We start from the raw sequence: 19,885 nt of genomic DNA on the forward strand, positions 1-19,885 counted from the left end.
GCATTCAAGTCTTGAGCTAACAACTTCCCATGGTTATCCACCCTCTTCCGCTGTTGCGGCGGTATTGTCGCCATGAGCTGCTGCCGCTGCTGGCGGATCTGCGCCTAGCCATCGGCCTTCTCTTGGCGATTGCCCTTTTGAGCGCCCTGGGCACGGTGATCGAGCAAGAGGAAACGGTGGCCTTCTACCAGGCTCACTATCCTGAGCATCCGGCCCTGTTTGGCTTTCTCACCTGGCGGCTGATCCTCAAGCTGGGGTTGGATCACGTCTATCGCACCCCTTGGTTTCTGGCCCTGTTGATCCTCTTTGGCAGCAGCCTGGCCGCCTGTTCTTTCACGCGCCAGTGGCCGATGCTCAAGGTGGCCCGTCGCTGGAGCTACCTCACCCGTCCTTCTTCCTTCCGGCGGCTGCCCTTTTGGATCTATCTGCCCCAACACTCCCTAGAGGGGCTGCCGCAGCGGCTGCGACAACGGGGTTATGCGGTGTTTGAGGAGGGATCCCGGCTCTACGCCCGCAAGGGGCTAATCGGACGGTTCGGCCCCATCTTGGTGCACGTCAGCCTGCTGCTGATCCTGTTGGGGGCCATCTGGGGCAGCATCGGGGGCTTTAAGGCCCAGGAGCTGATCCCCAGCGGTGGGGTTGCCGCCATTGAACATGTAACCGGGGCAGGGGATCTGGCTCATCTGCCCACCTGGCAAATTCGGGTTAACCGCTTCTGGATCGACTATGCTCCCGACGGACGGGTAAAGCAGTTTTACTCAGATCTCTCGATTCTGGATGGGGGACAGGAGGTCAAGCGCCAGACCATCTCTGTCAACCATCCCCTCTCCTACCGCGGCGTGACCCTCTACCAAGCCGACTGGGGCATCGACAGCATCCGCATCCGCCTCAACAACAGCCCCCCCTTCCAAATTCCAGTGGTGCCGGTGCCCACCCAGGCGGGCAGCAAGCTCTGGGGCGCTTTTGTGCCCACCCGACCGGATCTAAGCGAGGGCTTGACGCTGTTGTTGCCAGATTTGCAGGGGACGGCCCTGCTCTACGACACCCAGGGCCAGTGGGTAGGATCCCTGCGCCAGGGCATGAGCCTGGCCCTCGACGAAGTGGCTCCGCAGCGCTTTCCCAACCCCCTTACCCTGCACCTAGATGAGGTTATCGGCGCCACCGGCCTGCAAATGAAATCGGATCCAGGGATCCCTCTTGTCTATCTTGGCTTTGGGCTGCTGATGCTGGGGGTGGTGATGAGCTATTTCAGCTACAGCCAAGTTTGGGCTCTGGAGACGGAAGCAGGGCTTTACCTGGGGGGCAAAACCAACCGCGCCCTGGTGACCTTCGAGCGGGAGTTTGCCCACCTGGTGGAGCAGCAACTGCTCTCCTCTCCCCCTTCTCCGGCAAAAGAACTCAATCCCGCCGCTCGCGTCAGCGGGACGGAGTCCTTAGCCAACGGCTAGCCTACCCAAGTGGCGTCTGTTTGACCAACAACACTGCCCAGGGTTATCTAGCTCCCCTCTCCCTCAGGGAGAGGGGCTGGGGGTGAGGGTGTTCCTCAGGGAGAGGGGCTGGGGGTGAGGGAGTCCCTCAGGGAGAAGGGCTGGGGGTGAGGGAGTCCCTCAGGGAGAGGGGCTGGGGGTGAGAGCAGAACTGCCCAAATCTGGCAGGCTGACTGCAAACAGGGTGCGGTTCTCGCCGCTTTCCACCCGCAGGATCCCTTGCAGCAGCTCCACCGCCTTTTTCACCAGCGGCAGGCCCAAGCCGGTGCCCCCCTGGTGGGCGTAGTCCAGTTGCGGAATGCGGTGGAACTTCTCGAAAATGCGGGGCAGGTGCTCCGCTGGGATCTCGACGCCGGTGTTGATTACCTGCAAATGGAGACCCGAAGAATCGCCCGCCACTTCCAGGTAAACCTGCTGGCCAGCAGGGGTGTATTTGGCAGCATTGGCCAGCAACTCGCTGAGGATGCGGGTGAGCAGCCCCACATCGGTGCTGAACAGGATGGGTTCAGAGGGAATGCGGGAGACAAAAGTGAGCCGGCGCTCCTGAAAGCGCAGAGCAAAGGGCGGCACCAGCTTTTCCAGCCACTCTCGCACCTCGAAGCGGGCAATCTCCAGACTGCGGCTGCCGGCCTCTAGCCGCTGCAGATCCAGCAGGTCGTTGACCAAGTCCAGCTCTTTTTGCCACTCCTGTTTGAGGATGTGGAAATAGGGGATCTGCGCCTCGGAAAGACCGCGCACCTCCAACATTTTCAAAGCCATTTTCATGTTGGTCAGAGGCGTGCGCAGCTCGTGGGAGACCATGCTGAGAAACTCTTCTTTGAGCTCGTTGAGCCGCTGCAGTTGCCGGAGCTGGGCCTGGATTTCTTGGTAGAGGCGGGCCTGGCGAATGGCGATGCTGCACTGGGTGGCCACCTGCTCGGCAAAGTGGATCTCGGCTTCAATAAACCCTTCCTGGGGCAAGCGGATCAACTTGAGAAAGCCCAGCAACGAGCCCGTTTCCACAAACAGGGGGCAGGCGAGGAAGGTGCAGCGCCCCCGCAGCGGGTGATCCGTGCTGAAGTAGAGGGTCTGGCCTTGGCGAAGCTGGCGCAAAAGAACGGGATCCAAGGGCAGGGTAACTTGGCCTATAGGGGGCAGGGATCCCGCCGCTTCGTAGACCAGCGTGTAGGTCTGGGTTTCCGGATGGATGAGGGCCACACCGCAGGCGCCCAGTTGGAAAGCCTGGGTCAGCTCCCGCACCACGGTGGCCAAGATCTCCTGTTCGTCCAGGCTGGAGCGCACCTTGTCGCCAATGAGCCGCAGCATTTGCTCGTACCTTACCCGCTGGGCCAGCTCGGCATTGCGCACCTCCACCTGGTAGCGCAGCTCGGCATTGGCAGCTTGCAGTTGCTCAAACAGCTCCGCCTGTTGCAGCGCCAGCCCCAGTTGATCGGCAATTTGTCGCAAAAAATCCGGCATCCAGGGATCCCATTTTTTGGGGGCGCTGCACTGGTGGGCAATCAACAGCCCCCAGAGGCGGGCCAGCCCGCCGTCTGTGCCTTCAGGGCCAGCCGACTGCAAGATGGGCACCACCAAGTTGGCCCGCACCCCTAAGCTGGCCAGCAGCTCCCGGTGGCAGGGCTGGATGGGGGCAGTGTCGATATCTTCAATGGCGGAAATGCGGCCCTGCTGATAGGCTTGGTGCCACTGGGTTACGAAACAATGATCTTCGATAACCAGGCCCAGCAGGCTCAACTCTGGCCGGCTAACCGATTGCATGGCGATCTCGCCCACCCAATCGGGGAAAAAGCGGTAGATCACCACCCGCTCCACATCCAACAAACGGCGAACTTCCTCTACAGCAAAACTGAGGATGGACTCCACCTGCAACGATTGCCGGATCCCTTGGACGATGTGGCTGAGCAGCCGGGCTTGGTGGAGCTGCAATTGAACCTGCTCCTGGGCCTGCTTGCGCTCGCTGATATCGACAATTGAGGCGACACCGTAAATCTGTTTCTCGGGAGTCTCCGCCGCAAAAGACGAGAGATCCACCCACCGGATCTCGCCACTTTTGTGGATGTAGCGTTTTTCCATCCGGTAGCCGCGGCGGCGGCCCGCTCGTATTTCTTCGACATAGATTGCCTCCTGCCGCAGATCCTCAGGATGCGTTATGTCGGCGTAATTCATGCTCAAGAGCTCGGCCTCGGTGTAGCCGGTGAGCTGGCAAAAGCTCTGGTTCACCTTTAGCAAGTGCCCCGCCGCATCCGTGACCGCCATGCCCACCGGGGCTTGCTCGAAGAGACTTTGAAACAGATCTTGCTGATATTCCAGAGAGTGCTGAAGTTGTTGCTGTTGGTTTTGCAACTCTTTTTCCGGGGTCAAATCCTGTACGCTGACGATCATGCCGATTACCTTTCCCTGGGCATCTAGCCAGGGAGCCTCCAAAATCCGCACCGGAAACCGTTCCCCGCTGCGGCGCCTGAAGGTCAGCTCCCATCCCTGCGGTGGCCGCCCCTGGGCAAAGGCGGCGGTAATCTTGCCCATCTCTTCCGGGGGCCAATAGACAAAAGGGGGATCCTTCCCGATGAGCTCCTCCTTGGGCCAGCCCACCATCGTGGCAAAGGTCTCGTTGACGTAGATCTGTCTGCCTTGTGGATCGACGGCGGCAATGCCCAGAGGAATGGCGCGTTCGATGGCAACGCGCAAATTCAGGGTGGTTTGTAGATCTGGTAGATCCAGTTTCTCCGTTGACGGCTCCCTCCAGACTGATGCTGAAGGCGGCGGGCCTAAGGTTAGCCGCCAGCACAGCTCATCTTGGTTCACCACCCCCAACAGGGATCCCGCTTCGTCCACCACCGGCAAGTGGCGGATCCCGTGGGCCCGCATCAGCTCCAACAATGCCAGGGGATCGCGGTAGTTGCCGACGGCCAAGGTCACGACCGGGGTGGTCATCACCTCAGCCAGGGTGGATCCCTGCCAAGAGCGGTCGCTGGCCACCCACCGCAACACGTCCACAGGTGTCAAAATGCCCACCACTCGGCCTGCGTCCACCACCAAGGCGTAGGGCCAGGAGCCATTCTTTTGCGCCAGCAGGGAGAGAAGCTCGGCAAGGGAGCTGTCAAGCCCGACCAAGGGCGGCATCCGGCCAAACAACTGTTCCAGGGATCCCGATGGAGAGGGCAAATCTTGCGCCATGTCGGAGGACAACTGAACCTTAAAGTTACAGTCAAAAAAAGTTGTAAATAGTATCGCGGCCAGGAGCCTTTAGCCAGAACCAGACAAAATACTTAGAGATAGTTTTGACTCTAGGTAGCTGATGGTCTTAACCTAACTTTAATCTCACAATTAAGAGTACCACGTCGAGTAAAGAAGTTTTGGGTCTTGACATAAATCTTTACATCTATATTTAGACTTGCTATTTGTTTATGGACAGAGACTTCAGGAACGAGTTAAGCTCTTAGCTTGCTATTAACGGTAATTTTCAATCCTAGGTTGCGACCCTTACACCTTATCGAGATTTTGCCTTTGTCTAAAAAGGGACAATCATCATCTTGTTACTCTGTTTTTTTCAAGCATCCTCGCGTCATCGGCTTAAGCTTTAATTGGTTTGATTGAAGACAGATTTGACGGATTTTGTTTGAGCGGCTGCCAGATTGCCTGAGATCGATCCGTGCCGCTGAGGCGATCCCTTCCAGCCCTCCGACCTCTGAGAGGGGAGTTGGGAAGCGGTCCAGGCAATGACCGTGCTCTTGGATCGGCTGGAGTACAAGGGGGGATCCCTTCGCTTAAAGTGGGGCTTCCTTCGGCTAGGCTCGTGGCTGGAGCTTGCGGAAAGATGCTCGCTCCACTCAAAGAAAACAAAAACTCCTGTGGTAGTTTCCACATACTTCTTCATATCTTGAAGACTTGCTTAGAGATTGAGCTAGAGTGTTCTCAGTCAGTTTCTCTGGTGGGCCACTTTTTGGGGAGGAAAAGACATGAAAGTTGGAGATCGAGTGCGGGTGCGTACCAGCGTGATCGTCTATCACCACCCGGAATATCGCAATCAACCTTTTGACCTCAAAGGCATGGAAGGGGAGCTGAAGGCCGTGATTCAGGATTGGAATGGCCGTCCGATCAGCGCCAATTTTCCCTTTCAGGTGCAGTTTGGCAACAAGTTCCGGGCTCATCTGCAGGCCGATGAGCTAGAGTTGGTTGAGCCGGCCAACTCAGCAGAGTCTGCCGGGACGGCTGCCTAGTTGAGGCTCAGCAGCGTGCGGTTGGTTTCCAGAATCGGCCTGATCAAGTCGGCTTCCGCGGGGGTGAGGTAATTGGCCATCACCTCTTGCAGGAAGCGGTAGGTTGCCTCGCAACTGCGTTGGGTGCGGAAGGCCCGCATCAAGGTCTGAAACCAGTAGAGAAACCGCTCTTTGTAGCGTTGCTCATCGTCCAAGAGCATGGCCAAGGCGGAAAGGCGCAGCACCCGAACGGTGTCAGCTTTCCACTTGTTACTAAAGTCTTCCACCCCCCGCATGAGCAAGTAGGGATCCAGCGCGCGCATTTTCATCTCCACATCCCGGATGATCTGGGCTTCTGCCGCTTGAATCTTGCGATAGGCGCTCAGGCGTAGGTCAAAGGAAGCCAGGTAGGTTTCCATGAATTGCAGCTCCTCATCCCTGAGATAGCGCCCATCGGCAGCGATGCTCAGTTGGCGCAGTTGAGTCAGCATGGGGCTCCTTGGGCAAGCTGGAATGGGTGAGAATGAGAAAAAAACACCCCCCTTGGCTGACGGCACAGCCTGGGTCTTTTGATCCTATCCCTAAACTCCTCGCCAGAAGAGCAGGATTGCCGGGATCCTCGGCAACCCTCTCAGTCAGGTTAATATTAATTAACAGTCTGTTGTTGCAAGAACCTACTCGACCCCAGATTGTTACCTACGAGTGGCCATCTGCGAGTTCGATTCAAAAACACCCTTTGGGAGGAAACACTTCCGTGAGTCAGAAAGGTAAAAACAAAAAATGGAGAAGCGCGGGGTTGTATGCGCTGCTGGCCATCGTCTTGATCTCCTTGGCCACCACCTTCTTCGGCACCCGCCCGGCTGAGCGCCTGGAGATCAGCTACTCCGACTTGATCAGCCGCGTGGAACGGGGCGAGGTCAGCAAGGTTTTGGTGGAGACGGCCCCGGATGGTCGCCAAGTGGCCATTGCCGAGGCAGAAATCAACAACCGCGCCACCCAAGTGCAGGTAAATCTGCCCCCCCTTACTCCAGAGTTTGAAAACACCCTGGTTGCCAACGGGGTGGAGCTGGCGGTGCGCCCGGTTCAGGAGGAAGGGCTCCTCGGGCGCATTCTCAGCACCTTCTTCCTGCCTGTTTTGCTGTTGCTGGGGCTTTTTTTCCTGCTGCGGCGCGCTCAAAATGGCCCTGGCAGCCAGGCCCTCAACTTCGGCAAATCGAGGGCGCGGGTGCAAATGGAGCCGAAAACTCAAATTACTTTCAACGATGTGGCCGGTATCGAGCAGGCCAAGCTGGAGCTGGCGGAGGTGGTGGATTTCCTGAAAAATTCAGAGCGCTTTACGGCTTTGGGAGCCAAGATCCCGCGTGGGGTGTTGCTGGTGGGCCCGCCCGGCACGGGTAAAACCCTGTTGGCCCGCGCTGTGGCCGGTGAGGCGGGTGTGCCCTTCTTCTCCATTTCTGGCTCTGAGTTTGTGGAGATGTTTGTCGGGGTCGGTGCCTCCCGTGTGCGGGATCTGTTCGAGCAGGCCAAGCAAAATGCCCCCTGCATTGTCTTCATCGATGAAATCGATGCCGTGGGTCGGCAGCGGGGAGCTGGCCTGGGGGGTGGCAACGACGAGCGGGAGCAAACCCTGAACCAGTTGCTGACCGAAATGGACGGCTTTGAGGGCAACTCCGGCATCATCGTTATTGCCGCCACCAACCGTCCCGATGTGTTGGATGCGGCGCTGCTGCGGCCCGGTCGCTTTGACCGCCAAGTGACGGTGGATCGCCCTGATTTTCAGGGCCGTCTGGAGATCCTCAAGGTGCATGCCCGCGGCAAAACCCTGGCCGCCGATGTGGATCTAGAGAAATTGGCCCGCCGCACCCCTGGGTTTACCGGTGCGGATTTGGCCAACCTGCTCAACGAAGCGGCCATTTTGGCGGCCCGCCGCAACCTCACCGAGATCTCGATGGACGAGATCAACGACGCCGTGGATCGGGTGTTGGCCGGCCCGGAGAAGAAGGATCGCCTCATGAGCGAGCGGCGCAAGGAGCTGGTGGCCTACCACGAGGCGGGCCACGCCTTGGTGGGATCCCTTTTGCCCAACTACGACCCGATCCAAAAAGTGACGATCATCCCCCGCGGCCAGGCGGGTGGCCTCACCTGGTTCCTGCCCAGCGATGATGACATGGGGCTAACCACCCGTGCCCACCTGAAAAACATGATGACCGTTGCCCTGGGCGGACGGGTGGCCGAAGAGGTGATCTACGGGGAGTCGGAGATCACCACAGGGGCGGCCAGCGACCTGCAACAGGTGGCCCGCATTGCCCGCAACATGGTCACCCGCTTTGGCATGAGCGATCGCCTGGGGAATGTGGCCCTGGGTCGCCAATATGCCAACATCTTCCTGGGCCGGGAGATCGCCGCAGAACGGGACTTCTCTGAGGAGACGGCAGCCCTCATCGACGAGGAGGTGCGGCGGCTGGTGAATGAGGCCTACCAGCGGGCCACCTACCTGATTCGGGAAAACCGTGCCCTCTTGGAGCGCATCGCCCGCCGCTTGGTGGAAGCCGAGACCATCGATGGGGAAGAGCTGCAGGCGATCATCGACAGCTCTGAGGTGGTGATGCTGCCGCCTGAGGAGGAGCCGGAGCCGCTGACCTTCCCGGTAACCCTCAACGCCAACGCCTAGGCCCCTCTCCTGTGCCTAGACCTGGGATCCCTGCCTTTTCCCTTGAGGAGGGCAGGGATCTCGATTTTTGCCTGATGATAGCCATCTCCCCTCTCCCTCTGGGAGAGGGGCTGGGGGTGAGGGCTCTCCCTCTGGGAGAGGGGCCGGGGGATCCTAGCCGACCACAGCCGAACCTGACAAAGTCCGGCTCACCTCTGCTTCCAGGGGCTGAGGCTCGTAGATTTTCAACACGTACTCGGCCACCATGCGGTCGGTGTTGAAAACCGGGTTGAGGGTGCGGATCGCCTCCTTCATGCGGGCAATCCAGCGGCGCGGGATCCCTTGCTCGTCCCGCTCATAGAACATGGGGATCACCTCATACTCCAACAAATCGTAGAGAGAGTTGGCGTCCAAATCGTCTTGGGCAGCGGGATCCAAGCCTTCGATTTCTTGGCCGATGGCCCAGCCATTGCGGCCGTTGTAACCCTCCGGCCACCAGCCGTCCAACACCGACAGATTCAACCCCCCGCTGAAGCCCACCTTTTGCCCTGAGGTGCCAGAGGCTTCCAGAGGGCGTCGCGGGTTGTTCAGCCACACATCTACCCCCTGCACCAAGTTGCGACCGACATAGGCATCGTAATTTTCAATGAAGGCGACCCGGTTGGCCACCTCAGGGCGATTGGACCATTCCACCACCCGTTGGATCAGGCGCTTGCCCCCCTCGTCCCGCGGATGGGCCTTGCCGGCAAAGATAATCTGCACAGGATACTCTTTATTGGTGAAGATGCGGGTCACTCGCTCCAGATCGCGCAGGATCAAATCTCCTCGCTTGTAAGTGCTGAAGCGGCGGGCAAACCCAATCGTCAGGATCTTGGGATCCAACAACTGGTTGACCGCCTGGATGCGCTCATTGCTTTCGCCGCGGTTGCGCCGCGCCCGCAACACCCGGTGGCGGGTAAAAGACACCAACCGCTCCCGCAGGGCTTCCTTGCGCCGCCACAGCTCCTCATCGGGAATTTCTTCCACCTTGGCCCACAGTTCCGGATCCGACACCCGCTCCGGCCAGTCGGGGCCCAAGTACTGATCGTAGAGGTTCCAGAAGAGGGGGGAAACCCAGGTGCGGGCGTGCACCCCATTGGTAATAGAGCTGATGGGCACCTCATCCACCGACCGCTCGGGGTAGAGCACATGCCACATCTCGCGAGAAACCCGTCCGTGCAGCTTGCTTACCCCATTGGCCGCCCGCGCGTAGCGCAAAGCCAGCACCGTCATGTTGAAGGGCTCCCAGGGATCCCCGCTGCGACGAGCTCCCAAAGCCAAAAATTGCTCCCGCGTCAGGCCCAGTTGTGGCCAGAAGGAAGCAAAGAACGCATCCATCTCGTTGGGGCTGAAAGCATCGTGGCCAGCCGGCACCGGTGTGTGGGTGGTAAAGACACATTTTTCCCGCACCTTGGCCTCCGCCGCCTCAAAAGGCGTGCCCCGCGCCACCTCTTCCCGCAGCAGCTCCAAGGTCAAGAAGGCGGCATGCCCCTCATTCATGTGATAGACCATGGGATCCAGGCCCAACTGGCGCAGCAGACGCACCCCCCCGATGCCGAGGATACACTCTTGGGCAATGCGCGTGTCGGTGCTGCCCCCGTAGAGATGGGCGGTAATCCAGCGGTCGATGGGATCGTTCTCCTCCAGGTCGGTGTCCAGCAGCAAGAGAGGCACCCGGCCCACGTCCGCCCGCCAGGCGCGCGCCTTCACCAGCCGCTGCCGCATCGCCACTTCCACCAACAGAGGGCTGCCATCCGGCTGACGCACCAAGGTCAGCGGCAAAGACTCAAACTCGGAGTCTTCATAAAGCTCCCCCTGCCAGCCACTGGTGTCCAGGCGCTGCTGGAAATAGCCCTGACGGTAGAGCAATCCAATGGCCACCAGGGGCACTCCCAAATCGGAGGCCGACTTGAGGTGATCGGCGGCCAACATACCCAAGCCCCCAGAGTAGGTGGGCAAAGACTCGTGTAGGCCATACTCAGCGCAGAAATAGGCGATGGGGCGCTGCCAGTCGTAGGTTTTCATGGTGCGCTTGGCCCAGGTATCCTCAGCCGCCATGTACTGCCGATAGGACTGCACCATCCGGTTCAACGTGTTGAGGTAGTTGACGTCAGTAGCCAAGGCCGCCAGGCGCAAGTAGGAAACCTCCTCCAGCATGCGCACCGGGTTGTGAGAGGTTTTTTCCCACAGGGCAGGATCCATTTCCCGGAAAATGGTGAGATGATCGGGGTTCCAAGTCCACCAGTAGTTGCGGGCGATCTCGCACAAAGGGGTAAGCGCCTGCGGCAGCGCCGGGCAACGTTCAGGAAAAGCGGGGGCTAAGGTGGCAATGGACATAGGGCAGATACCTGAGGTTAAAGTTATGGGCTCGAAAAAGAAGAGGTAGAGGTCGATCCCGGTAAACGTATCTCAATTATTATTGAGCCGATCCTGAGGATCCGCAGAAGAGAATTCAAGATTTCTACAAAATCTTCAGGAGACGCAACTCAGCTTTTGCGGAGCTTTCCTCGATCTTGCCACAGTGGCGTGGAGCCCTCAAAAACAGCGACCACCAGCAGACCAGGTTTCGATTCCGCCACACTCAAGAGAGGGTGCGGCATCAGAGTTAACAAGATCTGCAGAACCCCAACGAACTCTCAGGAAACTTCTCCAGAGCGATCAAAATGTTGCTACCCACAAACTCTTAAAAACTACAGCTACTTTTGCTACCAATCGGTTATTTTGTGGGTTTTTTCCCGAAGTTGAGCCCTAGCGTCCTTCCACCACGGCCAGGCGGGTGTTGCGGTAGTAGTGGCTGAGGATCTGTTGGTAGGAGTAGTTTTGGCTGGCCAGGGCGGCAGCTCCCCACTGGCTCATGCCCACCCCGTGCCCGTAGCCGCGCCCCTGGATCTCGAAGAAAGCCGGTGAGGCTGCTGCAATAGGGGTCAGGCTGGCTGTAGTGGCCGTCTCCCCGCGGGGGCTGATGGCGATCATCGTGCTGCGCAACCCCAGGGCCCGCCGGAATTCGCTGCCGCTGACGTCTTTGCTGCCTTGGGATCCCACCAGGCGCAGGGTGATGGCCCGTCCCCAGGGGGAGCTGCGCAGGATCTCGATGGAACGGATGGCCCCGATCCCGCCGGCCAACTGCTGGAGCTGCTGGGCGGGAATGGTAGCCGTCCAGCTAAACACCGGCGAGTGGTGATCGAAATCGGGCACCCCCTGCAAGTAGGGCCGCGATTCTAACCAGACATTCCCTGCATCATCCGTGTGCCCGCCCCCGGAGGAGTGGAAAACGGCATTGATCAACTGCCCCTGGTGGATAAGCACCTGTCCGGCGGTTTCGCGGGCTGCCGCTTGGGTGCGGTTGGATTCGGCGGCCACCCCTTTGTAGACCTGCCAATCGACGCCATTTCCCAAGTCAAAAGGCTGCTGGGAGCGACGACTGCGGTGGTAGAGGGCGTAGGTGCGGGAGGCCACCGCTTGGGCTTTGAGGGCCTCCATGGGAAAACGATGTCCCATCTCGCTGCCCACCACGCTGGAAACGTAGTCTTCCAAGCCAACTTGGTTGATGGCGATCACCCCACTCTCGCCGGGGATCAGCTCCACCCAGCCGCGGTACCAGTTCTGGTCGATGAACACCAACCCATCGGGGGTAGTGGGCTGTAGGTAAAGGCGTTCTCCCTGTTGGCCGGCCAAACTGACCGCCGAGCCTATCCGGCTGGCCTGCAGCGGCTGCATGGCCGGAACTTCGGCCAGTGGCTGTCCCTGGGCGTTCAACAGGCGGGCCGGGGCAGAGCTGCCAAGCCTGACCTGCGGCTTGTTGACGGCAATCCCCACCCGCAGCAGCACCCGCGCCTGCACCGGGAAGGCCAAACAGAGCCAGGCCCAGACCAGAAGGCCGATCCCCCTAAGCCAAGCCGAGGGCAGCGGAGACACAACCGGAGAGGAAAAGAGGGCTACACTCACACGTCACTCCTCTGGGTAGAGACCACCTATGAGCAGCGGATCCCCTGCCCACCGATGGGCGAGGAAGGGATCCACCAGAAAATCTACAAAGCAAGGCCTGAGAAGGCAGATCTCAAAACTCACCCGAAACTCAAGCCGCTGCCTGTCCTAGGGGATCCCGGCCAGCCGCTCGCGTTAGCGGGCCGGAGGCCTTAGCCGATATGACAGTATCAAAAACCTCTCGCGGATGCACGACTTCAAGCCGACCTTTTTGTCGCCCAAGTTCCCCATTAGGTTGCCAGGGGGATCCCCCGCCGGCGGCAAAACCACTGCTGCAACAAGCGACGACACTCGGCCTCGCAAACCCCGCCGATGACCTCTGGGCAATGAAAGCTGGCGGCAGAAGCAGGCACATTGAGCACGCTGCGCAGCGCTCCGGCCTTGGGATCGTCGGCGCCGTAAATCACCTGGGCCAACCGCGCTTGGCTGATCGCCCCCGCACACATGGGGCAGGGCTCGAGGGTGACATATAGCCGACAGCCCTGCAACTGCCAGTCGCCCAGGCGCTGCCCCGCCTGCCGTAGGGCCAAAATCTCCGCATGGGCGGTGGGATCCCGATCCCGTTCCCGCCGGTTGCCGCTCAGGGCCAACAACTCTTCCCCCGGCCCCACCACCAGAGCTGCCACCGGCACCTCCCCAGCTTCTCCTGCCCGCTCGGCTTCTCGCAGGGCCAACTGCATCCAGGCGCGGTGGCGCTGCCACGGATCCCGCCCCTGGGGCAACAAAGAGGGGAGCTTGCTCGAATTGCCGATCGTCATTGGGCGTTTGAGCACTGCCGTTGCCCGCCAGATTTGCTAAGTTAAGCGCAAAGCCCTTACCAATCCAAAGAAATGAGTGAGGGTGGGTGGAATATTATAGATGTGAAGCTGGACTGAGCTGGCCTCAGTTGGTGGATTTGGCTCAAGCTTTCTCCATCTTCGCATTTGTTTTCTCGGCAATACGGCTTAGCTTTGGGAGGGATCATGGCGCGGATTCTACGGCAAACACTTCTGGCGATGGCTTTGTTCGGCGGCGGCGTTGCCGGTGGAGTCTGGCTGTCGTCTCGAGCGGGGCAAGCATGGCTGCAGCAAACTCCCCTTGCCACTTGGTCGCAGCGGGCCGGCGGGGGGGTGGGATCCCTTCTGCCTGAGTCTGCCTCTCCCGCCGATGCCGTGCGGCCTTCCAATTTCATTGCCGCTGTTGCCCAAAAGGTCGGCCCGGCGGTGGTGCGCATCGATGCCACCCGCACCGTAGCCAGCCCCATCGATCCCGAGCTGTTTAACCAGCCCCTGTTCCGTCGCTTCTTTGGGGGACAAATCCCGCAACTGCCGCAGGAGTTTCAGCAGGAAGGCACCGGATCCGGATTCATCATCGATGCCAACGGCCTCATCCTCACCAACGCCCACGTGGTAGAAGGCAGCGAGCGGGTTAGGGTTCATCTGCTGGATGGACGCACCTTTGAAGGGGAGGTCAAAGGCTCAGATCCGGTGACCGACATCGCCGTGATCCAGATCGAGGGCGAAAATCTGCCCACGGTTACCTTGGGCAACTCCGACCAGGTACGGCCGGGGGATTGGGCCATCGCCATCGGCAACCCGCTGGGCCTGGACAACACCGTAACGGCAGGGATCATCAGCGCCGTCGGGCGTTCCTCCGGGCAGATTGGGGCCACCAACAAGCGGGTGACGTTCCTGCAAACGGATGCGGCCATCAATCCCGGCAACTCGGGCGGCCCGCTGCTGGATGCGGAAGGTCGCGTCATTGGGGTGAATACGGCCATTTTCCAGCGGGCCCAGAGCGTCGGCTTTTCCATCCCCATCAACCGCGCCATGGAAATTGCCGAGCAACTCATCCGCAATGGCCGGGTGGAGCATGCCTTCTTGGGCATTCGCATGATTACCCTCAGCCCCGATTTGGTGGCCCGCCTCAACCGTGACCCGGCCCGCCCCACCCCGCTGACGGTGCAAGAGGGGGTGTTGATCGGGCAGGTAATTCCCGGCTCCCCGGCTGAGCAAATTGGCTTGCAAGAGGGGGATGTTATCACCGAGATCGATGGGCAAGCCATCCGCAATGCCGAGCAGGTGCAGCAGTTGGTGGAAGCGGCGGGGGTGGGCAAGACGCTGACGCTGCGGGTCATCCGCAATGGCCAGGCGCGCACCTTCCAGGTGAAGACGGGGGTGCTGCCGGTGGGCTCTTGAGCAGGTAGGCTGGGATCCTGGCCCCGACCAACCCCCTGGTCAGTCCAGTTTTGGAGCTGTTTTGTGATCCCCGAACCCCACCTTTCCTCTGAAACCCCTCTCTCTGAGGTGAAGCCGAACGTTAAGGGCAAAAAGAAGAAATGGCTCAAAATCGGCGGGATCTCGAAACCTGCCCCTGAGCGCCCCAAACTCTCCCGCAAAGATTACGAGCGAGCCTTGTTCCCGCTCAAGGTGGAGCTGGTGAAGCTGCAGTACTGGGTAAAGCACCAGGGCCTAAAGGTGGTGATCATCTTTGAGGGGCGCGATGCTGCCGGCAAGGGGGGCATGATCACGACCCTGACCCAACCCCTCAATCCCCGCGGCTGCCGGGTGGTTGCCCTGGGGGTGCCCTCAGACCGAGAGCGCACCCAATGGTATTTTCAGCGCTACGTGGCCCATCTCCCCGCTGCCGGCGAGATCGTTATCTTCGATCGCAGTTGGTACAACCGGGCCGGAGTCGAGCGAGTGATGGGCTTTTGCACCGAGGAAGAGTATCAGGAATTCATGCGCTCCTGTCCCGAATTTGAGCGCATGCTGGTGCGCTCCGGCATTATCCTTTTGAAGTACTGGTTTTCCGTGAGCGACGCAGAACAGGAGCGCCGCTTCCAAAAACGGGTGAAGGATCCGCTCAAACGCTGGAAACTCAGCCCCATCGATCTGGAGTCCCGCAACCGCTGGGTCGAGTATTCCAAAGCCAAGGACGCGATGTTAGCCCACACCAACATTCCCGAGGCCCCCTGGTTCACAGTGGAGGCCGACGACAAGCGGCGGGCCCGTCTCAACTGCATTCACCACATTCTCAGCAAGATCCCCTACGAAGACTTAATCCCTGAGGCGATAGAGCTGCCGCCGCGCCCGCCAGGAGAGCTCTATCGGCGGCCGCCCCGCAACGAGCAGTTCTATGTGCCGTCTATTTACTGATCCCCGTGACAGAATAGCCCTAGAGGCGGGGAGCGAGATCGCGTATGGCTTGGGCAGTTGGCGAAGAATTGCAGGGGGGGCGCTACCGCATCGAGGCCATTTTGGGGGAAGGGGGCTTTGGCATCACCTACCGCGCCTGGGATAGCGTCCGTGCTGACTATGTGGTTATCAAGGTCTTAAACGACAGCATCCGCGAGGATCCCGATTATCCCCGCTTCCAGCAAAACTTCATGAACGAGGCGCTGCAACTGGCCCGTTGCCGCCACCCCCATGTGGTGAAGGTGGAAGAGGTGATCTGGGAGCAGGATTGCTGGTGCATTGTGATGGAGTACATCCGTGGCCAGACTCTGCACCAGCTTTTGCGGCAAAAGGGGCCGCTGCCCCTGCCGGAAGCCCTGCGCCTGACGCGGGAGGTGGGATCCGCCCTCATGGCCCTGCACGAACAGGGGATTCTGCATCGAGACGTGAAGCCGGCCAACATCCTGGTGCGGGAGGGATCTGGGCAAGCGGTGTTGATCGACTTTGGGCTGGCGCGGGCCTACGCCCAAGGTCTGATCCAGCGCCACACCTCCTACGGCACCGATGGCTACGCCCCTCTGGAACAATACGACAGCCTACGCCGCCGCGGCGCCTTCACCGATGTCTACGCCTTGGCAGCGACCCTCTACACCCTGCTGACAGGAATGGTGCCCCTGTGTGCGCCGGTGCGGGCCACAGGCCGCCAGTTGGATACCCCCCGCAGCCTCAACCCCAGCATTCCCGAGATTGTAGAGGCCGCCATCCTCAAAGGGATGGCTCTCCACCCCGAAGAGCGCCCGCAAACCATGTCCGAGTGGCTGGCCCTGTTGCCGGCAGCGGTCTCTCCAGAAGAGAAGAAGCAGCCGGTTGCCTTTGAGCCGGCCCTTCGCACCCAGGATCTGCAGGAACTAGAGCAGCTTCTAGCCCGGCAACCTCAAGATGAGCTGGAACAGCTCCTGGCCCAGCACTCAGCAGAAGAGCTGGAGCAAATAGTGGCGCCCCCCACCCCTGCCACGATAAAGAAAAAAGAGGGGGCATCCGGATCCCTGGTTCCTTTTGAGATCTGTCCAGAAAGGCAAGGGAGCTGGGAGGGATCCCTGCCCGCTACTCTCCCCTGGCCAGACTGGGTGGGAGAAGCGGCTCCCGCCCTACAAGGGCTGTGGGATCGGCTGCGGGCCGGGCGGTGGGGGGAAGCGGATCGCTGGACGACGGCCCTGATGTTAAAGCTGGGCGGGCGATCCCAGGTGGGCTTTTTCGATCCCAAGGATGTTCAGGCTTTCCCCTGCCCGCTGTTGCGGCTGATCGACCAACTGTGGATGCAGGCCAGCCATGGGCGCTTCGGCTTCACCGTCCAGAAGCAGCTCTGGCAGGAGTGCGATCCCGAGGCGGGAGGCGGGATCAGATCGGGCTCCTTCTTGGCGTTGCCCCGCGAAGCGTGCATGGGAGAAAGAGTCGGCTGGCGGGTGCAGGGCCGCTGGTTGGGGTATGGGGAGCTCAAGACCAACCTGGAAGCACCAAAAGGTCACCTGCCGGTGGGCTTTCTCTGGGGCTACTCAGGTGGCCTGCACTCAGCCCTGTTGGTACTGGATCGAGCGGTGCTGAAAAAGCTAAAAGCCTGTCTATAAAAAAACTCCCCTCTCCCAAAAAGAAGAAGAAAGGCTAGGGGGGTCGCGTCAGCGGCGCAAAGCGCCTGGGGAGCGTCTTAATCGGGTTTGAAACGCAACGACTCCCGAAAACAGGACGACAGTCAATGCCCTCGGCCTGCAATCGTCTTAGATACGGGAGTGCCGCAATTGGAGCAATTTTGGGTGGTGCCGTTTGCATTCACCGCTATTTTTTTGTGGGCGACAATAGACAGAAATTGCCCCTATCTAGGATAGATTTTGCCATCCCAGTCCTAGCCAAACCTTTCATATTCAAACTTTCAAAGCCAATTATGTCGGATTTTTCGAGTAACTGAATTGCGGTTTTGTAGTGAAAAGCTTGCCTTTGCCCAGCCCTTAAACCTAGGCTTCCCCAATCGCCTTGCCAAACTGTCTTTGTCGATATACCCTGCTGGCTCTACAGTGGGGGTCTTCCCACCGCGAAAGCTCGATCAACCCCCAATCATGCGAACCCCGCAAATTAACCCTCGATGGGATCCACTTGGATTTGATAGGTCTCGATCACCGGGTTGGCCAGCAGTTGGTCGCACAGCTCGCCCACCTGGCGTCGGGCAGTTTCGGCGTCGGGAGCCTCTAGCTGCAGTTGGATGTGCTTGCCGATACGCACCTGCCGCACCTGGGTGTGCCCCAACTGATGTAGGCTGGACTGGACGGCGGCCCCGGCAGGATCGAGCACAGAGGGGCGCAGGTGAATCTGGATCTGGGCCTGGAACTGCATAAAATGGGAGCTGGATCTGTTACCAGTGTATCAGTCGGATCGTCACGGCTTTGGGTGCAGACATGGATGCGACGCGCGTGGTGGCCATTGCCCACAACGTTTTCCGAGAAACGATTCGGGATCGGATTCTCTACCTGGTGATGGTATTTGCGGTGGCCATGCTGGGAGCCATTGTTTTGATCCCGCAGGTGGCTAACCAAGCCCACAACAAGATTATTGCCGACTTGGGGTTGGCGGCCATTCACTTCTTTGGGCTGATCGTGGCCATTTTCGTTGGCACAGGGCTGGTGAATAAAGAGATCGAAAAGCGCACTGTCTATGTGCTGATTGCCAAACCCATGAGCCGGGCAGAGTTCATTGTCGGCAAGCATCTGGGCCTGTCGGCTCTGCTGTCGGTGCTGGTGCTGCTGATGACGGCCGTTTTTCTGCTGAGTTTGCTGGTGGTGCAGGCTCCGATTCCCCTTTTGGCCGTTTCCTGGGCGGCGGCCTTTACTTTCTTGGAGCTGGCGCTGATTGTCGCCGCCGCCCTGCTATTCGGGGTTTTTACCTCTTCAATTTTGGCTACGCTCTACACCATTGCCCTGTTCCTGATGGGCCATGCCAGCCGTGCTCTGTTGCAATTGAGCAAGTTGGTGGAAGATGGCGGGTTGGGCAAAGTGTTCGAGATGATCTACTGGGTGTTGCCGGATCTGGAGCGCCTCAACCTGAGAGACGCTGCCGTTTACGGCCAAGTTCCCCCTCCGGCAGAACTTCTCGTAGATGCACTTTACGGCTTGGTTTACACCCTTTTGCTGCTAATTCTGGCGGTGTTGGTGTTTGCCCGGCGTGAGTTTTAACGTTTTCGCTCCTCACCCTTTTCCCATGCGCTTTTCCCACTTCTACACGCCCGAACAGGTGCCTCTATCCGGGATCCCAGAGTGCGCGGTGGCCATCGATGTGCTGCGGGCCACCACCACCATTGCCACAGCGCTGGCAGCAGGGGCAGAGGCGGTACAGGTGTTTGCTCACTTGCAACAGCTCCAGGAGGCAAGCCAAAACTGGCCGGCTTGCAAGCGGCTTTTGGCGGGGGAACGGGGGGGCAAAGCAGTGGCAGGGTTCGATCTGGGCAATTCCCCCCTCGACTACACCCCCGACCGCGTGCAAGACAAGCGCATCTTCCTGAGCACCACCAACGGCACGCGCAGCCTGCAGCGCCTAGAAGGGATCCCGGTGGTGATCACGGCGGCCCTGGTGAACTTGGGAGCGGTGGTGGAATTTCTCAGACAAGGAGCTTTTGCCGAAGTGTGGCTGGTGGGATCCGGCTGGGAAGGGGCCTTTTCGTTGGAAGACACCGCCTGTGCCGGGGCGATTTTGCATCGCTTGGGCTGCTCGTTGGAGCAGTTGGGCAACGACGAAGCGGTGGCCGCCCTAGCTCTCTACCAAACTTGGCAGGAGGATCTCCTGGGTCTGTTGCGGCGCTCTAGCCACGGGCAGCGGCTGTTGGGGCTTGGGCCGGAAAACGACAGGGATCTGGCCTATTGTGCTGAGCTGGATCGGCTCTCGGTGGTGCCCCGACAGGTTCAACCAGGGGTTTTGGCCAACAACAGGTAGTCCCTACAGCTCTTGGCCGGATCTCGACAGGCTGGATGTGGGCTCGTCTCCGACTAGCCCGCTTTTGCTGTATCGGGAGCAATGCTCAACGCTTTCTGGTGTAGCCACGCCTGCCATTCCCCCGGGATCAGCTTGTTGTGAAATGCATCGCCGGAAACAAACATATCCCGCTGATTCTGGGCCAAGACAAAAATGGAGCGGCGGTCGAAATGGGAGGTGAGCTTGTAGAGGGTGTAGGGGCCTTCGGAGTAGAGGGTCAGGGTTTCTTGATCCAGACCATGGCGGCTGCTTTGGCCGTAGGCTCGCAGAACAATGTTGATCAATCGCTCATAGTGCATAGACCGAAGATGATGAAGCTACCCAGACAGACACAAAGAAAGATAGAAGCCGCTGCCAAGGCCG

At 59.7% G+C, this 19,885-nt stretch carries 15 protein-coding genes; 8 read left to right on the forward strand and 7 right to left on the reverse strand.

Going from position 1 to position 19,885, the window contains the following annotated elements:
• Positions 1-29: 29 nt before the first annotated feature.
• Positions 30-1,448: a cytochrome c biogenesis protein gene (locus tag NW862_RS06780; protein WP_414427040.1), complete on the forward strand. Its 1,419-nt coding sequence runs from the start codon at positions 30-32 to the stop codon at positions 1,446-1,448.
• A gap of 159 nt (positions 1,449-1,607) precedes the next feature.
• Here the strand turns inward: NW862_RS06780 and NW862_RS06785 are convergent, their stop codons facing one another.
• Positions 1,608-4,661, reverse strand: a complete 3,054-nt coding sequence (locus tag NW862_RS06785) for a PAS domain S-box protein (RefSeq protein ID WP_414427041.1) — start codon at positions 4,659-4,661, stop codon at positions 1,608-1,610.
• Positions 4,662-5,443: 782 nt separating this feature from the next.
• Between NW862_RS06785 and NW862_RS06790 the strand changes: the two genes are divergently transcribed.
• Positions 5,444-5,704, forward strand: a complete 261-nt coding sequence (locus NW862_RS06790; RefSeq protein ID WP_414334953.1) for a ferredoxin-thioredoxin reductase variable chain — start codon at positions 5,444-5,446, stop codon at positions 5,702-5,704.
• Here the strand turns inward: NW862_RS06790 and NW862_RS06795 are convergent.
• On the reverse strand, positions 5,701-6,174 hold the full coding sequence (locus NW862_RS06795) for a phycobilisome protein (protein WP_414334952.1): 474 nt from the start codon (positions 6,172-6,174) through the stop codon (positions 5,701-5,703). The genes NW862_RS06790 and NW862_RS06795 overlap by 4 nt on opposite strands.
• 263 nt (positions 6,175-6,437) lie before the next feature.
• Between NW862_RS06795 and ftsH the strand changes: the two genes are divergently transcribed.
• A complete protein-coding gene (gene ftsH, locus NW862_RS06800) occupies positions 6,438-8,354 on the forward strand; it encodes an ATP-dependent zinc metalloprotease FtsH (RefSeq protein ID WP_414334951.1) in 1,917 nt (638 codons plus the stop codon).
• Positions 8,355-8,507: 153 nt separating this feature from the next.
• Here ftsH and glgP read toward each other — a convergent pair whose 3' ends face one another.
• The 3 genes from glgP to NW862_RS06815 form a co-directional block, all read right to left on the reverse strand.
• Positions 8,508-10,709: an alpha-glucan family phosphorylase gene (glgP, locus tag NW862_RS06805; RefSeq protein WP_414334950.1), complete on the reverse strand. Its 2,202-nt coding sequence runs from the start codon at positions 10,707-10,709 to the stop codon at positions 8,508-8,510.
• Positions 10,710-11,120: 411 nt separating this feature from the next.
• Positions 11,121-12,317, reverse strand: a complete 1,197-nt coding sequence (locus NW862_RS06810) for a SpoIID/LytB domain-containing protein (RefSeq protein ID WP_414349018.1) — start codon at positions 12,315-12,317, stop codon at positions 11,121-11,123.
• 269 nt (positions 12,318-12,586) lie between these two features.
• Entirely contained in the window at positions 12,587-13,114 is a 528-nt protein-coding gene (locus NW862_RS06815) for a nucleoside deaminase (protein ID WP_414334948.1), read from the reverse strand.
• Between the two features lie 204 nt (positions 13,115-13,318).
• Between NW862_RS06815 and NW862_RS06820 the strand changes: the two genes are divergently transcribed.
• The 3 genes from NW862_RS06820 (at position 13,319) to NW862_RS06830 (ending at position 17,136) form a co-directional block, all read left to right on the forward strand.
• On the forward strand, positions 13,319-14,533 hold the full coding sequence (locus tag NW862_RS06820; RefSeq protein WP_414427042.1) for an HhoA/HhoB/HtrA family serine endopeptidase: 1,215 nt from the start codon (positions 13,319-13,321) through the stop codon (positions 14,531-14,533).
• Positions 14,534-14,683: 150 nt separating this feature from the next.
• The gene (ppk2, locus tag NW862_RS06825; RefSeq protein WP_414334955.1) at positions 14,684-15,493 is read left to right on the forward strand and encodes a polyphosphate kinase 2; all 810 of its coding nucleotides are present in this window, start codon (positions 14,684-14,686) and stop codon (positions 15,491-15,493) included.
• Between the two features lie 44 nt (positions 15,494-15,537).
• Entirely contained in the window at positions 15,538-17,136 is a 1,599-nt protein-coding gene (locus NW862_RS06830; protein WP_414334946.1) for a protein kinase domain-containing protein, read from the forward strand.
• A 499-nt stretch (positions 17,137-17,635) separates the two neighbouring features.
• On the opposite strand, the gene purS is transcribed toward NW862_RS06830, so the two are convergent.
• Entirely contained in the window at positions 17,636-17,893 is a 258-nt protein-coding gene (gene purS / locus NW862_RS06835; protein WP_414335961.1) for a phosphoribosylformylglycinamidine synthase subunit PurS, read from the reverse strand.
• A 62-nt stretch (positions 17,894-17,955) separates the two neighbouring features.
• Between purS and NW862_RS06840 the strand changes: the two genes are divergently transcribed.
• Positions 17,956-18,729 (forward strand): ABC transporter permease, encoded by a 774-nt coding sequence (locus NW862_RS06840; RefSeq protein ID WP_414335959.1) that lies wholly within the window; start codon positions 17,956-17,958, stop codon positions 18,727-18,729.
• Between the two features lie 25 nt (positions 18,730-18,754).
• Positions 18,755-19,483: a 2-phosphosulfolactate phosphatase family protein gene (locus tag NW862_RS06845; protein ID WP_414337205.1), complete on the forward strand. Its 729-nt coding sequence runs from the start codon at positions 18,755-18,757 to the stop codon at positions 19,481-19,483.
• A 53-nt stretch (positions 19,484-19,536) separates the two neighbouring features.
• Here NW862_RS06845 and NW862_RS06850 read toward each other — a convergent pair whose 3' ends face one another.
• Positions 19,537-19,821 (reverse strand): hypothetical protein, encoded by a 285-nt coding sequence (locus NW862_RS06850; RefSeq protein ID WP_414335958.1) that lies wholly within the window; start codon positions 19,819-19,821, stop codon positions 19,537-19,539.
• Positions 19,822-19,885 lie beyond the last annotated feature (64 nt).

The organism is Synechococcus sp. H55.8 (assembly GCF_047462375.1).
In the GTDB taxonomy this organism is placed as follows: domain Bacteria; phylum Cyanobacteriota; class Cyanobacteriia; order Thermostichales; family Thermostichaceae; genus Thermostichus.

Excerpts from the sequence above, each read along its gene's own strand:
- purS (WP_414335961.1), bottom strand. The coding sequence starts at position 17,893 with ATGCAGTTCCAGGCCCAGATCCAGATTCACCTGCGCCCCTCTGTGCTC.
- NW862_RS06820 (WP_414427042.1), top strand. The coding sequence starts at position 13,319 with ATGGCGCGGATTCTACGGCAAACACTTCTGGCGATGGCTTTGTTCGGC.
- NW862_RS06840 (WP_414335959.1), top strand. The coding sequence starts at position 17,956 with ATGGATGCGACGCGCGTGGTGGCCATTGCCCACAACGTTTTCCGAGAA.
- glgP (WP_414334950.1), bottom strand. The coding sequence starts at position 10,709 with ATGTCCATTGCCACCTTAGCCCCCGCTTTTCCTGAACGTTGCCCGGCG.
- NW862_RS06830 (WP_414334946.1), top strand. The coding sequence starts at position 15,538 with ATGGCTTGGGCAGTTGGCGAAGAATTGCAGGGGGGGCGCTACCGCATC.
- NW862_RS06790 (WP_414334953.1), top strand. The coding sequence starts at position 5,444 with ATGAAAGTTGGAGATCGAGTGCGGGTGCGTACCAGCGTGATCGTCTAT.
- NW862_RS06795 (WP_414334952.1), bottom strand. The coding sequence starts at position 6,174 with ATGCTGACTCAACTGCGCCAACTGAGCATCGCTGCCGATGGGCGCTAT.
- NW862_RS06780 (WP_414427040.1), top strand. The coding sequence starts at position 30 with ATGGTTATCCACCCTCTTCCGCTGTTGCGGCGGTATTGTCGCCATGAG.
- NW862_RS06850 (WP_414335958.1), bottom strand. The coding sequence starts at position 19,821 with ATGCACTATGAGCGATTGATCAACATTGTTCTGCGAGCCTACGGCCAA.
- NW862_RS06785 (WP_414427041.1), bottom strand. The coding sequence starts at position 4,661 with ATGGCGCAAGATTTGCCCTCTCCATCGGGATCCCTGGAACAGTTGTTT.
- NW862_RS06845 (WP_414337205.1), top strand. The coding sequence starts at position 18,755 with ATGCGCTTTTCCCACTTCTACACGCCCGAACAGGTGCCTCTATCCGGG.
- NW862_RS06815 (WP_414334948.1), bottom strand. The coding sequence starts at position 13,114 with ATGACGATCGGCAATTCGAGCAAGCTCCCCTCTTTGTTGCCCCAGGGG.